Annotated in this window: 9 protein-coding genes; 3 read left to right on the top strand and 6 right to left on the bottom strand. The window is 53.6% G+C overall.

The window, feature by feature from the left end; all coding sequences use genetic code 11:
* Positions 1 to 2: 2 nt before the first annotated feature.
* The 6 genes from B5D63_RS04760 to B5D63_RS04785 form a co-directional block, all read right to left on the bottom strand.
* On the bottom strand, positions 3 to 1343 hold the full coding sequence (locus B5D63_RS04760; RefSeq protein WP_078667596.1) for a glucoamylase family protein: 1341 nt from the start codon (positions 1341 to 1343) through the stop codon (positions 3 to 5).
* Between the two features lie 17 nt (positions 1344 to 1360).
* Complete coding sequence (locus B5D63_RS04765; RefSeq protein ID WP_200816916.1) at positions 1361 to 2845, bottom strand: RagB/SusD family nutrient uptake outer membrane protein; 1485 nt, start codon at positions 2843 to 2845, stop codon at positions 1361 to 1363.
* Positions 2846 to 2863: 18 nt separating this feature from the next.
* A complete protein-coding gene (locus B5D63_RS04770) occupies positions 2864 to 6094 on the bottom strand; it encodes a TonB-dependent receptor (RefSeq protein ID WP_078667597.1) in 3231 nt (1076 codons plus the stop codon).
* Between the two features lie 232 nt (positions 6095 to 6326).
* The gene (locus B5D63_RS04775) at positions 6327 to 7415 is read right to left on the bottom strand and encodes a FecR family protein (RefSeq protein WP_159455888.1); all 1089 of its coding nucleotides are present in this window, start codon (positions 7413 to 7415) and stop codon (positions 6327 to 6329) included.
* A gap of 73 nt (positions 7416 to 7488) precedes the next feature.
* Positions 7489 to 8067, bottom strand: coding sequence for an RNA polymerase sigma-70 factor (locus tag B5D63_RS04780; protein ID WP_078667599.1), 579 nt, complete (start codon positions 8065 to 8067; stop codon positions 7489 to 7491).
* A gap of 67 nt (positions 8068 to 8134) precedes the next feature.
* On the bottom strand, positions 8135 to 8767 hold the full coding sequence (locus B5D63_RS04785) for a helix-turn-helix transcriptional regulator (RefSeq protein ID WP_078667600.1): 633 nt from the start codon (positions 8765 to 8767) through the stop codon (positions 8135 to 8137).
* 221 nt (positions 8768 to 8988) lie between these two features.
* Here B5D63_RS04785 and B5D63_RS04790 point away from each other — a divergent pair, with 221 nt between their 5' ends.
* From B5D63_RS04790 to B5D63_RS04800, 3 genes are all read left to right on the top strand, one after another.
* Positions 8989 to 10194, top strand: coding sequence for an efflux RND transporter periplasmic adaptor subunit (locus tag B5D63_RS04790; protein ID WP_078667601.1), 1206 nt, complete (start codon positions 8989 to 8991; stop codon positions 10192 to 10194).
* A gap of 85 nt (positions 10195 to 10279) precedes the next feature.
* Positions 10280 to 13444, top strand: coding sequence for an efflux RND transporter permease subunit (locus tag B5D63_RS04795; RefSeq protein ID WP_078667602.1), 3165 nt, complete (start codon positions 10280 to 10282; stop codon positions 13442 to 13444).
* A 24-nt stretch (positions 13445 to 13468) separates the two neighbouring features.
* The gene (locus B5D63_RS04800) at positions 13469 to 14848 is read left to right on the top strand and encodes an efflux transporter outer membrane subunit (RefSeq protein ID WP_078667603.1); all 1380 of its coding nucleotides are present in this window, start codon (positions 13469 to 13471) and stop codon (positions 14846 to 14848) included.
* Positions 14849 to 14902 lie beyond the last annotated feature (54 nt).

Genomic DNA, 14902 nt, shown 5'->3' on the forward strand with positions numbered 1-14902 from the left:
GGTTATTTCATATGCGGACTGGTAAAGTCCAGTTTTTTTAATCCTGCCTGTACTTCCGGGCAACTCATAAACAGCTTCCATAACAGCCCGCTGCGGTAGTTCTCTATCATGACGATGATTGGCCCCTGATCGATGGCGAGATGTGATTTGGCATACCATTGCTGCGTTTCGTTGAATGCGTCGGTGAAGCCGTATTCACTCCAGATCTTATTGCCCAGCTGGAAGTAAAAATGTTTGAGTGCCTGCATGGAATATTCCGGTGTATAGGGGAATGCGGACAAGGCGGCGGTAGGTGTAATGGTGCCGTGATCGTTTGCCGGAGAGGACGCGTCATAACCGTTATAGGTGTCACTGGCGGTGAGGCCCCAGGTGTTGGCGCCATAACCTTTGAAGCCTTTCGGGTTCTGCACGCAGTATTCACGGTTGATGAGTGTGTGTTTGGTGTTCTGCTCCCAGTAATCGGCATAGCGGTCTTTCAATCCGTGGGGATCAAGGCCAAGGAAGGAGTAGTGGGAGAAGAACAGCGGGCCGCCGTAGTCCATGCCCAGCGGCAGTTTGATGCCAAAGAAGGTGCGGTCGTTACGGAAATAGAAATTGTTGGCCCATCCATGGTGATATACGGAGGCGGGTATAGCGTAGGTGGGAGATGAGGCTGACAGCACGTAGGTGATCAGGCATTCGTTCCATCCCCTGATTTCGTGGTTCATGCTCCAGCCGTTGTTGGGGCTCCAGTGCCAGTAAAGGACGTTGCGCCCGTCCTGCGTGTACCAGTTCCATTCGGCTTCCTTCCAGGTCCAGTTGATTTTATTACGCAGTTCTTCTTCTTTGGGAGTGCTGCGGTCGAAGTATTGGCGGGCGGTGAGCAGGCCTTCGAAGAGGAAGGATGTCTCTACCAGGTCACCGCCGTCGTCCTTACGGCCGAAAGGGATGGTTTTGCCGGTGGCGCCATTGAGCCAATGGGGGAAGATGCCGTGGTAGGCATCTGCTTTGCGGAGGAAGTCGATCATTTTGAGCAAACGTTCCACGGCTGCTTCGCGGGTGATCCATCCTCTTTCGGTGGCTACCACGATAGCCATGACGCCGAAGCCGGTGCCGCCGGTAGTTACTACTTCGTCGCCGTAATCGAATGATTTGTTGCTGCGTTCGCGGGCCATCCCGGAAACCGGGTGGGCGTAGTCCCAGAAGTAGCGGAAAGTTTGTTTTTGAACGAGGTCCAGCAGGGCGCTGTCGCTCAGGTTTTGCCGGATCTGCAGATCGGCTTTAATAGCTTGTTGTTTTACCTGCGCCTGCCCGCCAAAGGCGAGCAGGCATATCAGGCAAAGTATGGTCGTGCATTGTTTCATAGCATCCAATCGCTTATCTAGTAACCAGGGTTTTGTGTCAGCAGGTTGTTACTGAGGTCCCGTTCTGTTTGCGGAATGGGCATCAGTTCATTTTTCCCGGCTTTAAAGCCCATAGGGCCGAACACTTCAGCTCCTCTTCCCTGCCGGATAACGTCGAAGAAGCGGTCCCTTTCCATGGCCAGCTCTATTCGTCTTTCGTGGTAGATGGCGAGGCGCAGTTGTGCCTGATTGGTCGTGGTGACGTTGGGAAGTACGTTGTTGTTACCACCGCGCGCACGGGCCCTTACAGCATTGAGGGAGCTGAGGGCGAGACCGCTGTTGCCGGTTTCATTGGCCGCTTCCGCGTTCATCAGCAGTACTTCCGCATAACGGATCACCCGTACATTCTGGTCTGCGCCCTCATTGTAGCCGGATTGCCACAGGGTGAAGGGCACATATGATTTATAATTGAAACGGCGGTTGACGCCGACGTTTCTGATACTGTCGCCTTCTACAGTTTTGGTGCCCCGGAAAAGGATCGTTCCGTTTTTACGGGGATCTCCCGTTTCATAGGCATCCACCAGTGTCTGTGTAGGCGTATTAAAGCCCCAACCGCCACCGGGTTGGTTTTTTACGCCCTGTATCTGGGAGTACTGGGAGTTGGAGGCATCTTTGTTGCCTGGGATGGTTTGGCATTGCAGCTCAAAGACGGATTCTACGGAGTTCTCGTTCGGGATGCGGAACAGTTTTTCGTAGTCTGGAAAGAGACTGTAGCCCAGCGCCATTACCTGATTGGTATAGGTGAGCACGTCCGCCCATTTTTTCTGGTACATGGCCGCTTTGGCGTGCAAGGCCAGGGCTGCGCCTTTCGTGGCGCGTCCTGCTTCGGCTGCACTGTAACTTGTGGGTAACACGGCGGCTGCTTCGGTCAGGTCTTTTTCGATGGCAGCCCATACTTCCGTTTTGGAGGTGCGCGGAATGTTATATTCTTCCGTGCCTTTGGGCACATGAAGGCGCAGCGGAACATCGCCGAAGGCGCGTACCAACCGAAAGTAGGCGTAGGCGCGGATGAATTTGGCTTCAGCGAGGTAACGGTTTTTCAGGCCGTCTTCCATTTTGATGTTGGGAACATTGTCCAGCACCTGATTGCAGAAGTTGACTTCCTGGTACTGGCCCTTCCAGAAATCGGTCACCTGGCCATCTGACGCAGTGTAGGTAAAGTTGTCGAAGTTGCCCAGGAAACTGGCGTCATTGGGGTCGCTGCCTTTCTCCGTTTCATCGGAGCCCAGGTCTTCGACTGCCAGGGCGGCGAAACCTACCTGACGCCACTCGTGCAGATTGGCGTACATGGCGCTCACCGCTTTGGTGGCATCTTCCTGGGATACCCAGAATTCCTGTGCCGGTTGTTGTCCCTGTGGTGGCACGTCAAGGAAGCCTTTTCCGCAGCCTGCGGCCAGGATCAGCAGTACCGGCAGGGCGTAGCCGGGGATACGTTTTATATGTAGCGCGTGGTTACTTTTCATGGTCGTCATCATTTGAAATTAAAAGGTCACATTTACACCGAAGTTGTAGGTGGCGAACAGGGGATAGACCGCCTTGTCAATGCCCTGCGCTGTAGGTATTCCGCCGATTTCAGGAGTGAAACCGCGATAGCGGAAGAAGTTGAACGCATTTTGCGCACTGGCGAAGAAACGCAGGTTTTGCATTCCCCAGCGGTTGGCGATGGTCTTCGGCATGGTATAGCCCAGCTGTATGTTCCGGATACGGAAGTAGGCGCCGTTTTCCACGAAGAAGGAGTTGGGTTGCGGGTTTTGTCCGCCGCCAATGTTAGCGGAGGGGTAGGTGTTGGAAGTACCTTCGCCGTGCCAGCGGTTGTCAAAGAATTTTTTGGTGTAGTTTTCGTTACCATAACGCAGTACGAGATTGGCATTGTACACGTCCACACCGCCTACGCCCTGAAATTCCAGTGCGAGATCGAAGTTCTTATAGTTGAAGCTGGTGTTGATGCCATAAGTGAATTTCGGGTTGGGATTGCCGATAGGCACACGGTCCTCTCCGTCGATCTCACCATCGCCGTTGACGTCCCGGTACCTGAAGTCTCCCGGTTTGGCGTTGGGCTGCGCAGAAGCCGCCACCTCTGCCTGGTTCTGGAAAATGCCGTCTACCTTGTACCCGAAATACTGGCCAATCGGTTGACCGACAATAGTGCGGGTCAGCAGGGCGCCCACGAAGGAAGCGTTGCCGCCGCCATAAATAGGCGTGGCGCCGGTATTTACCTCAATGACCTTGCTGTTGTTGATGGTGAAATTACCTCCGATGGAGTAGCCAAAGCCTCCTGGTGTTTCATCTTTCCAGTTAGCGGCGAACTCCCAGCCCTGGTTGCGGAAAGTAGCCTGGTTGTCCAGCATTTTGGAATCCTGTGTGCCTAAAGACAGCAGAATAGGTACGTCGAAAATAGCGGACAGCGTCTTCTTTACGTAGAAACCGGCTTCTACGTACAACCTGTTCTTTAATACGCTGGCTTCGATACCTGCATCGATCCCTTCGGATTTCTCCCAGATCAGCGCCGGAGGCACCAGCGTGTTGATACTGGCGCCGGTAAGGATGTTCCCGCCGAAGATGGCGGTCATGTATGGGTCTTGCGTGATCCGGAGAACGGAGATAGAAGGCGGGATGGAAGCGTTGCCCACCCTGCCCCAGCTGCCGCGCAACTTCAGGTTGTCAAAGATCCCGGTGTTCTTGATAAACGGTTCTTCACTGAGTATCCATCCCAACCCCACGGACGGGAAGTAGCCCCATTTGTCTCCCTCGGAAAACAGGGATGAGCCATCTGCACGGAAAGAGGCTGTCAGCAGGTACTTATCTTTATAGGCATAGTTTATACGACCAAAATAGGAGGCGATGTTATACAGCTCTCCTTCATCTTTCACTGAACGGCCATCGACGTTGCCCAGGCGCAGGTACCTGGTGCCTTCATTGTTGTTGGGCACATTGTCTGCCGTGGCGATCAGTTTATAGAAACGTCTTTGCTGCGCTGCCTGGCCTGCCAGTATTTTCAGGCTGTGGTCCCCGAACTTGTTGTCATAAGTCAACGTGTTCTCCACGATCCAGCTCTGCCGGCTGCCGGTGGTGCGGGTCAGCCTGCTGACGTCGTTGTACTGGTTGGTGGTGGCTTTATATTGCGGAGAATAGTTGCGGATGATGCTGTCTCCATACTCCCCGCCAACACTGCTGTGCAATACAAAATGTTTGGCGAAGCGGAGATCGGCGTATGCGCTACCCGTAATGACACGGCGTTGTGTTTTCTGATCAAAGAAATCAAGCGATACCTGTGGATTCTTGCCGGCGCCGGTGCCCAGGTCCAGCAGGGCGGGATCACCGTAGGAGCCATCGGGATTAAATACAGACACAACTGGCGCGGAAGTATACAACTGCAGGAAGTAGTCGTCCGGAATATCATGACTGTTATAAGCCGCGGCGGTTACACTATATCCTATTTTTAAAGGTTCAAATACCTGAAAGTCATTTTGCAGGCGGGCGGTGATACGGGAAAAGTCATTGGTTTTGATCAGGCCGTCCTGTTTCATATAACTCAGGGAGAAGTTATAACTCGATTTTTCAGAACCGCCATTGACGGACAACTGATGACTGGTGGTAAGCGCATTGCGCATTTCCTGTTTGAACCAGTCGGTACCTGCGCCGTAGGCGTTGGGGTCCAGCCGCAGGTCGTTTTTGTTGATAGCGCTCAGTTCATTGATGATGGTGGCGTATTCGTTGCCATTAGCCATTTTTACCCTGTTGGTGGCCTTTTGCATGCCAACATAACCGGTATAGTTGATGCTGGCTTTGCCGGCGCGGCCTTTTTTAGTAGTGATCAGCACCACGCCGTTGGCGGCCCGCATACCGTAGATCGCTTCGCTGGAAGCGTCTTTCAGGATGCTCATGTTTTCGATGTCGCCGGGGTTGAGGAAAGAGATGTCGTCATACCACACACCGTCTACCACATATAAGGGATTGGGAGAACCATATACGGTGCCGGTACCACGGATTTTGATGGTAGGCGCAGCGCCGGGCTTACCATTGTTGACGATCTGTACGCCGGCTACTTTACCTTGCAGGCCACTGACAGCGTTAGTCACCGGTTGTTTGCTGATTTCTTCGCCTTTTATCTGTGCAATGGAACCGGTGATATCTACTTTACGTTGTACGCCATAGCCCACTACGACTACCTGTTGCATCTGGCTGACCGATTCTTCCAGCGCAATATCTATCTGCTGACGGTTGTTGACCGGCACTTCCTGGGAGGTGAAGCCGATAAAGCTAACGACCAGCGTAGCATTGTCCGGCGCCTTTAGGGTGTAGCTCCCGTCCGGGCCGGTCACAGCGCCTTTGGAGGTGCCTTTTACCGCGATGGTGGCGCCGGGAATAGGCGTGCCGTCTTTTTTGCTGGTGACTTTACCGGTGATGGCTATTTCCTGGGACATGATCACCACCAGGTTGTTTTCGATCAGTTTATACCGCAGGGAAGTACCGGCGAAGAGCGTGTTCATCACCGCGTCCAACCCCGAGTCGGTAACATCGACATTCACTTTTCTTTTGATTTCGGTCAGCGCGTTATTGTACAGAAAACGGTAGGTGCCCTGCTGTTCAATACTGCTCAGGACCTGTGAGATCTCCGCTTTTTTCAGTTTAAGGGTGATGGTAGCCTGCCCTTTGACAGCGGCGGATACCTGGAGAAAACACGCCAGCAATAACAACGTGGTGAGTTTCATAATAACAAGTGCTTTTTTTAGGGCATAGGTATACCTGTCCCTAAATTCTAGCGATATTTTCATACTTTTAAATCTAGAGGTGAAAGTGATGGAAGCTTGCGGCTTAGCGTGTTGGCAAGTTTCCGGACAAGACTGCATCTTTAGCGGGAAATGTTAGCGCATTTCCCGTTTTGCTTTTGGTTGTTTTCAGGAACTGTTTAACAAGTGTGTGTTCATAACGTTGTCATATTATTCAGTGGATAATGATGGTGTCGTTTTGTATTTCATACCGGAATGCGGCCGTTAGTTGTAATGCGCTGAGCGCTTGCTGCACGGTTTCCTGTTCGAAGATGCCGGTAAAACGAAGTGTTTCCGGTTGCGGATTTGCGAACTGCACCTTCACCCCGAAAAACCGTTCCATCTCCCGGGCCAGTGTTGCAAAGGACTCGTCTTTAAACACCAGTTTGTTGTCCATCCAGGAGGTTTCCGTAATGGCAGTGGTTTGTGCTGCGTAGTAGGAAACGTGGCTGAGTGTGACCGGATTTTCTTCTTTTGTAGCGGTGGTCCTGGTTGCCGGGGCCACCTTGGGCAAATGGTTCAACACCACGATTTTTTCGCTGGGTTTAAGAATGATCCGGGTGGTGTTGTGCTTTACAATGGCTTCTATGCTACCGGTAATCAGTGAGGCTTCTGTGGTTTTATCCTGCGGATAGGACCGTACGTTGAAGCGGGTTCCCAATACTCTGATATCCATTGTTTCCGTATGAATAACAAACGGATGGTCTGCTTGTTTGGCCACGTCGAAAAAAGCTTCTCCGGAGAGTGTTACGCTCCGGTCCTTTTTACCAAAATCTTTGCTATAGGAGAGTTTGCTTCCGGCGTTTAGCCATACCCGTGTTCCGTCCGCCAGTTGTATGCTGGTGCGCGAACCGTTGCGTGTAGTTACTTCGCTGGCGCTGGCGTTGTTGTTTTTTTTAACGGAGGTCCACCACCAGGCGCCCATGCAGATCAACAGGCCGGTGGAAACGGCGGCGGCCCACAGATAGCGGCGGCGGGGCCGCAGGGTGGTAACCACGGGCTTCAGCCCGTGTGTGGCAGTTGTTGCCTGTCCGATGGGAATCCCCATGGCCTGCATCCGGCTGATATGCCGGTCATGCGCAGCGCTGGCGGCTTCCGCATCGGTGGCGGCCGTCGTTTTTTGCCACAGCTCATCCACCAAGCCGGCGGGCATGTCTGCGTCGGGATGATCACGTAGCAGCGCCGACAGCTCCTGCAGTTCTTCCGCAGTAGCTTCATTGGCCAGTTTCCGTGCCGTTAGTTCCCATATTCGTCTCGTGTTCATAACGTGAAATAAGATGCTCTCCTTACAGGATCTCATTTTTCACAGAATCTACCAAAGGGCGATAAAAAAAATTTTAAGGCTGTAATCGCTGGGGCTTTTTCAGGGAAGTGTTGATGGCGCGGGCAATACGCGCAAGGGCGATGGCAAGTTGATTGTCAATGGTTTTGACCGAGATGTCGAGGATTTCTGCGATCTCTTTGTAGCGGAGGCCGTCTTCTTTGATCAGTTTGAAAATGATTTTGCAGCGGGGTGGAAGATCGCTGACCGCCTGTTCAAATTTGGCCAGCAGTTCGGCGCTGATCAACTGTTCTTCAGGATTGTAGTGAGGGCTCTCCATGTCCAGCTCCAGTGCGTCCAGGGAAAGCGCACTTTTTTTCTGTTGCTGCATCAGGTATTTGAGGGCCACGTTTTTGGTGCTGACGTAGAGATATACCCGCAGATTAAGGACTTCGGTCAGCCGGCGGCGTCCCTGCCATATATTAATAAACACATCGGAGACTACTTCCTCGGCGACCTGTGCGGAGCGGACAAAAGACCCGGCAAATTGCACCAGCGGTTCATAGAAATGCAGGAACAGCTCCTTATAGGCTGATTCGTCGTCATGTAAGCTGATACGGCGCTGCAGTTCCTGTATGTTATTGGCCGGGAGCATCGTGGCATAAGCTGCTATGCGGCCAAGATAAGTTAAAAATCGATACCAGCCTTCAACATTGTCGTTGTTAGCCCTTGGGACAGATACGGTAGGCGCATCGCCTGGCGCCGGCCAGCAGGTGGTCTACGCGATGCACTTCGGCTCCCTCACCGATCACTTTCCGGAATGTTTCCAGCTCGGCGGAACAGAAATTCTGGCAAACCTCAGCTGCCACACAGATAGGGCAGTGGTTTTCTATTAACATATATCCTTCTCCGTCTTTTTCCCAGGTAGCCATATATCCTTCTGCATCCCTGGTCTCGGCCAGCTTGTTGATCTTGCCTTCCAGCGTGGTCTCCTGCCCGGTCGCCTGTAAATATTTGTCCAGTCCCACTTTTTTGCTGCTTTCGATGACCGCCTGCAGTGCGTCGTCCCCCAGCGTTTCCCGGATGGTCCTGATCAGGCGCACCGTCAGCTCTGCATGTGAATCAGGAAAGCGGCCATTGCCCTTCTGCGTGAGCGCCCATATCTGTTGCGGCCTGCCACGTCCTTTTGCGACGTTGGTGGCCTCCACCAATCCCTCACTGCTCAGCTTCAACAGCTGAAAGCGTGCACCCTCCACCGTTATATTAAGGGCTTCCGCTACGACCGACAGAGGCTGAGGCCCCCTGGTCTTCAATATCCACAAAGCTCTCTCGTTCTCCTGCAAAATATTATTCATAATAAACAAAGTGTTTATTTGGTTTATTCACAAATTTACTATTTTTGCATCAGATAAACAATTCAACGGCCGGAAATCCGCTTCTGTACTGACGAGGCGCTGGTGTCCAGCCTTCAATCCCGTGCCCATACAAGACTGGCAGACAATTGCTGCTGCAGCCCCTGCTGCGGAATGACATTGCCATGCTTTCATGTACCGGTATCATATAAAACCATGTAACAATGCAAACAAATTTATCGTTCCAAACCGCCGCCCTGGCAATGCTTTCTTTACTGACAGCCTGCGGCGGCGGCCATAAAGAGGCTGGTTACAGCAACGAACCGCAGCCTTATCCTGTGCTGACACTGAAGACATCGGAAACGACCCTTCATATGGATTATCCCGCAACAGTTCGCGGTCAGCAAAACATCGAGATACGGCCTAAAGTAGACGGCTACGTGGCCCAGATACTGGTAGACGAAGGCGCCACCGTTAAAAAAGGGCAGCTCCTCTTTAAAATAAACGCACCGCAATACGAACAGGAAGTGCTCACCGCCCAGGCAGCCATCAAAAGCGCCGAAGCGGCCGTCAACACCGCCCGTATGCAGGTGCGCAAAGTAACGCCGCTGGTGAAAAAAGAAATCGTCAGCAATTATGAACTGGAAGCGGCGGAACTGGCCCTGCAGGCCCGGGAAGCGGAACTGGCCCAGGCAAAAGCCAGCCTGCAGAACGCCCGCGTCAACCTCGGATATACCACCATCTACAGCCCGGCAGACGGCGTCATCGGCACCCTGCCCTATAAAATCGGCAGCCTCGTAGCGCCCGCCAGCGCGCAACCGCTGACCATCCTCGCCGACATCGCCAACGTACACGTATATTTTTCCTTCACGGAAAAACAACTGTTGGACCTCGCCGGTACAGACGCCAACGTCCCGCTGGACACTAAACTGAAGCAACTGCCACCGGTACAACTGGTACTGGCCAATGGTAACGAATACACGGAGAAAGGAAAAGTGGAAACAACCGGAGGTCTTATCAATAACGGCACCGGCGCCATCAGCATGCGGGCGGTCTTTCCCAATAAGGCAGGCCTTATCCGCAGCGGCAGCAGTGCTACCGTCCGAATCGTGCAACCGGTCAGCAACGCCATCATCGCGCCCGCCAAAGCAACATACGAACTGCAGGGCAAAAAATTTGTCTACGCCATCGACTCCGCCGGCACCGCTCACTCCCGCGAAATCAGCGTGAGCGACCGCTCCTCCGGCGATAGCTACATAGTAAGCAACGGCCTGCTGGCAGGCGACAAAATCGTCTCCGACGGCATCGGCTCCCTGAAAGACGGGACGAAGATTAAACCAGTGGCCGCGGCCGCGCCGGTCGCCGCCGCTGACCCCGGGAAAACTGCTGCAAGCCCCGGACTGAAGTCCGGCGCTACGGCCGCCCAATAACGAAACGCCCGTGGCTTTATCTGTCACGGTACCGGCTACACGCCGGTACCCATAGCTACTGCTTTGCCCTTTTAAAAACAATCGTATGCTCAAGAAATTTATCGATAACCCGGTACTATCTACCGTTATCTCCATCATCATCGTGATACTGGGCGTGCTGGGCCTGATGTCCCTGCCCATCTCGCAATATCCTGAAATAGCGCCGCCCACCGTGGAGGTGACGGCCAACTACCAGGGCGCCAACGCCGACGTGGTGATGAAAAGTGTGATCATCCCGCTGGAAGAACAGATCAATGGCGTGGAACATATGACTTATATGACCTCCAAAGCAAGCAACGACGGTTCCGCGGTGATCACGGTCAACTTCAAACAGGGTACCGATCCCGACCTGGCCGCCGTCAACGTACAGAACAGGGTCGCCAAAGCCACCGGCCTCATGCCGGCGGAAGTCATTAAAACCGGGATCACCACCACCAAAAAACTAAACAGTGAAGTATTTGGTTTCCTGCTGTACAGCGAGAACAAATCATATGACGAGAACTTTCTCGACAACTATCTCCGCATCAACATCATCCCTGAACTGAAAAGAATTTCCGGCGTGGGCGATGTACAGGTGTGGAGCGATCAGGCCTACTCCATGCGTATCTGGCTACGGCCCGACGTAATGGCTTCCTACGGCCTCGTGCCTGATGATGTGATAGCCGCCCTCGCGGAACAGAACATCGAAGCGGCGCCCGGTAAATTGGGAGAGAACAGTAAAAAAACATTCCAGTATGTGCTGAAATATACCGGTCGCCTGGAGCAACCGGAACAATTTGAAAATATCGTGATCCGCGCCACGGCCGACGGACAGCTGCTCCGCCTCAAAGATGTGGCCGATGTGCAACTGGGTGCCTTCAACTATGCCACGGACCTCACCGCACAGGGTCACCCTTCTTCCGGCGGCGCCGTGAGCCAGACCGCCGGCTCCAACGCACACGAGGTGATCTTACAGATAGAAAAAGTGTTTGAAAAAGCAAAAGCAGATTTTCCACCCGGTGTGAAAATGGCGGTCTTCATCAACGCGAACGACTTTCTCGACGCTTCCATCTCCAAACTGATACAGACCATCTTTGAAGCGTTTATCCTCGTGTTCATCGTGGTGTTTATTTTCCTGCAGGATTTCCGCTCCACGCTGATACCGGCCATCGCAGTGCCGGTAGCGATTATCGGGACCTTCTTCTTCCTCAAAATATTCGGGTTTACGCTGAACCTGCTCACGCTGTTCGCCCTCGTGCTGGCCATCGGTATTGTGGTGGACGACGCCATTGTGGTGGTGGAAGCTGTACACGCCAAGCTGGACCAGGGCGCGCGATCGGCGCGGAAAGCGACCATGCATGCCATGAGTGAAATCAGCACCGCCATCGTATCCATCACCCTCATCATGTCGGCGGTGTTTGTACCGGTAACATTTATCACCGGTTCTGCCGGCGTGTTCTACAAGCAGTTTGGCCTCACCCTGGCAGTGGCTATCCTCATCTCCGCAGTCAACGCACTGACCCTGAGCCCTGCGCTCTGCGCGATTCTGCTCAAACCGCACGGCAAAGATCACCACGTTAAGAAAAACCTGCTGCAACGTTTTTACACCGCCTTTAACGCCGGTTTTACCGCTGTAACGGACAGGTATATACGTATCGTTAAAATGCTGATCGCCCGCAAGTGGCTGGCGCTGGGAGCCATCGCCGTCTTCGCCGGTATTCTGGTGTTCCTGCTGAGGACCACGCCTACCGGCTTTGTGCCCAACGAGGATTCCGGCGCCATCTACGGCGACATCATCCTGCCGCCGGCATCTACACTGGAGCAAACAACGAAGATCGCTGATCAGGTAGACAGCATCGCGCGGTCTATGCCGGAAGTGGCAGTAACCTCCCGCCTTTCAGGGATGAACCTTATCAGTGGTTTCGGCGGATCATACGGCGCTTTGTTCATCGCCCTTAAACCATGGAAGGAAAGGACCAAACCCGGTCAGGACATCAACAGCCTGGTGGGCAAACTGTTTGCACAAACAGCCGGTATCAAAGGCGCACAGATCATCTTCTTTGCCGCACCTACCCTCCAGGGATTTGGTAACAGCAGCGGTTTTGAAATGCAGCTGCTCGACAAAACCGGCGGCAGTTACAAAGAGTTCGGCGGTACGGTGAACAAATTCATGGAAGCGCTGAACAAACGGCCGGAGATCATGTACGCTGCCACGCCGTTTAACACCAACCTGCCACAGTACGAAGTGCAGGTGGATGTAGCACATTGTAAAGAAGCCGGTGTGGACGTTGGCGGGCTGCTGCGCACGCTGCAGGGCTATCTGGGCGGTATCTACGCTTCTGACTTTAACCGCTTCGGTAAACAGTACAAGGTGATGCTGCAGACCAATCCCCGTTACCGTACAGAAGAAGCGGACCTCAATAAAATTTTTGTGCGCAACAACAAGGGGGAGATGGCGCCGGTATCCGCTTTCCTGACATTACGCAAGACCAGCGGTCCTGAGTTTATCAACCGCTTCAACCTCTATACTTCCGCTGCGGTGACCGGTGCGCCAAATCCCGGCTACAGTTCCGGCGACGCCATCAGGGCATTCCGTGAGGTGGCCGCCAGCACGTTGCCCAGAGGAACAGATTTCGATTTCAGCGCGCTCACAAGAGAGGAAATATCCAGCGGCAGCCAGACATTGCTCATCTTCGTCCTCTGCCTGTTGTTCGTGTATTTCCTCCTGAGCGCCCAATACAAAAGTTATATCCTGCCGTTGGCAGTGCTGCTGTCATTGCCCATCGGGCTGGCCGGCGCTTTCCTCTTTGCCCGTCTCGCAGGGCTGGATAACAACATCTTCTTACAGATCAGTCTCATTATGCTGATCGGTCTGTTGGCCAAGAATGCGATCCTGATCGTGGAGTTCTCCATCCAGCGGCGCAGGAGTGGCTTAAGCCTGGTGCGTGCCGCCATTTCCGGCGCTGCGGCCCGTTTACGGCCTATCCTCATGACCTCCTTCGCTTTCATTTTCGGCCTGATGCCGCTGATGCTGGCCTCCGGCGTAGGTGCGCTGAGTAACCGCTGTATCGGTACGGCCGCCGTAGGAGGGATGTTGATTGGTACGGTGTTCGGCGTGTTCGTGATACCGGCGCTCTTCGTGATGTTCCAGGCTTTGCAGGAACGCATGGGCGGCACCGCTGTGAGGAAAGCAGAAGAACATGAAGAAGAACTGGAAGAACTGGCTGTTTAATTTTTCTGAATCAAAAATGTAAAGATGACACACAAGAGATATATATGGCTGCTGGCACTGGTAACGCTGGCAGCAGCCTGCCGGATCACAAAGCCTTATACATCACCGGAGTTAGACGTGAACGGTTTGTACCGGGACCATCAGAGCAGTGATACCAATACCCTGGCGGTACGGCCCTGGCAGGTATTTTTTACCGATACCGCCTTGCAACGGCTGATTGCCCGTGGCATCCGGGAGAACCTGGACCTGCGGATAGCGATGCAGCGCATCGTGGCCGCGCAGGCGGCGCTGAAGCAGCGCAAACTGGCGTTTTTGCCCGATGTGAACGCCAACGCCTCTGTGAAACAAAGCCGGCTGGCCTTCCCGCAGGGATACGGCCTTATTACCAGTGCTACTCAGTATGATGTAAATGTGGCGGCCAGCTGGGAAGCAGATATATGGGGTAAGCTGCGCAGCGGCAAAAAAGCGGCACAGGCAGCGCTGCTGGGGACCGTTGCGGCGCAACAGGCGGTACAGAGTAGTCTCGTGTCCGATATCGCTGCGGCGTACTATTCGCTGCTGGCGCTGGACCAGCAACTGCTGGTGCTGCAGCAAACGCTGGCCAACAGGGGCGAAGATGTGAGCAGCATGAAAGAACTGAAAGCCTCCGGTATAGTGAACGGCGCCGCCGTGGTGCAGAGTGAAGCGAACCAATACGCCGCCGCAGTGGCCATCCCTGATGTAAAACGACAGATCAGGGAAACAGAAAACGCGCTCTCTGTTTTGCTGGCACTACCTCCGGGACCGATTGCCCGTGGCAGCATGGCGGGCCAGCAACTGCCGCAGGGCCTTTCTGCCGGTGTACCGGCGCAACTGCTGCAGTACCGCCCGGATGTAAAAGCTGCGGAATATGCTTTCCGCAATGCATTTGAAAATACCAATATCGCCCGTACCGCCTTTTACCCTTCCCTCAATATCACTGCGGCAGGTGGCTTTACCAGCTTCGATTTCAGCAAATGGTTCACCGACGCCGGCCTGTTTGGCAACGTAGTAGGCGGACTGACTCAGCCCATCTTCAACCGTGGGCTGAATAAAGCACGGCTGACCACCGCACAGGCCAAACAGCAGGAAGCGCTGTACAATTTCAGCAAAACGATGTTAACAGCCGGCAAAGAAGTATCAGACGCCCTTTACTCGCTGACATCTGCCGGAGAGAAAAAAGAAAGCAGGGAAAAACAACTGGCGTCACTGGAGAAAGCAGTGGACTTTACAAAAGAACTGCTGCGCTACAGCTCCAGTACCAACTATACCGATGTACTGACATCAGAACAAAATTTATTGAGCGCACAGATAGGAGGCATCAACGATCAGTGGCAAGAGTGGCAGGCGGTGATAGCCCTGTACCGCGCTCTTGGCGGACATTGAGTTCTCGCGAAGTTCACGCAAAGCACGCAAAGCAGCAAAGAGCGCAAAGATCGT

Origin of the sequence: Chitinophaga eiseniae (genome assembly GCF_900167135.1) — a bacterium.
GTDB classification, from domain to species: Bacteria; Bacteroidota; Bacteroidia; order Chitinophagales; family Chitinophagaceae; genus Chitinophaga; species Chitinophaga eiseniae.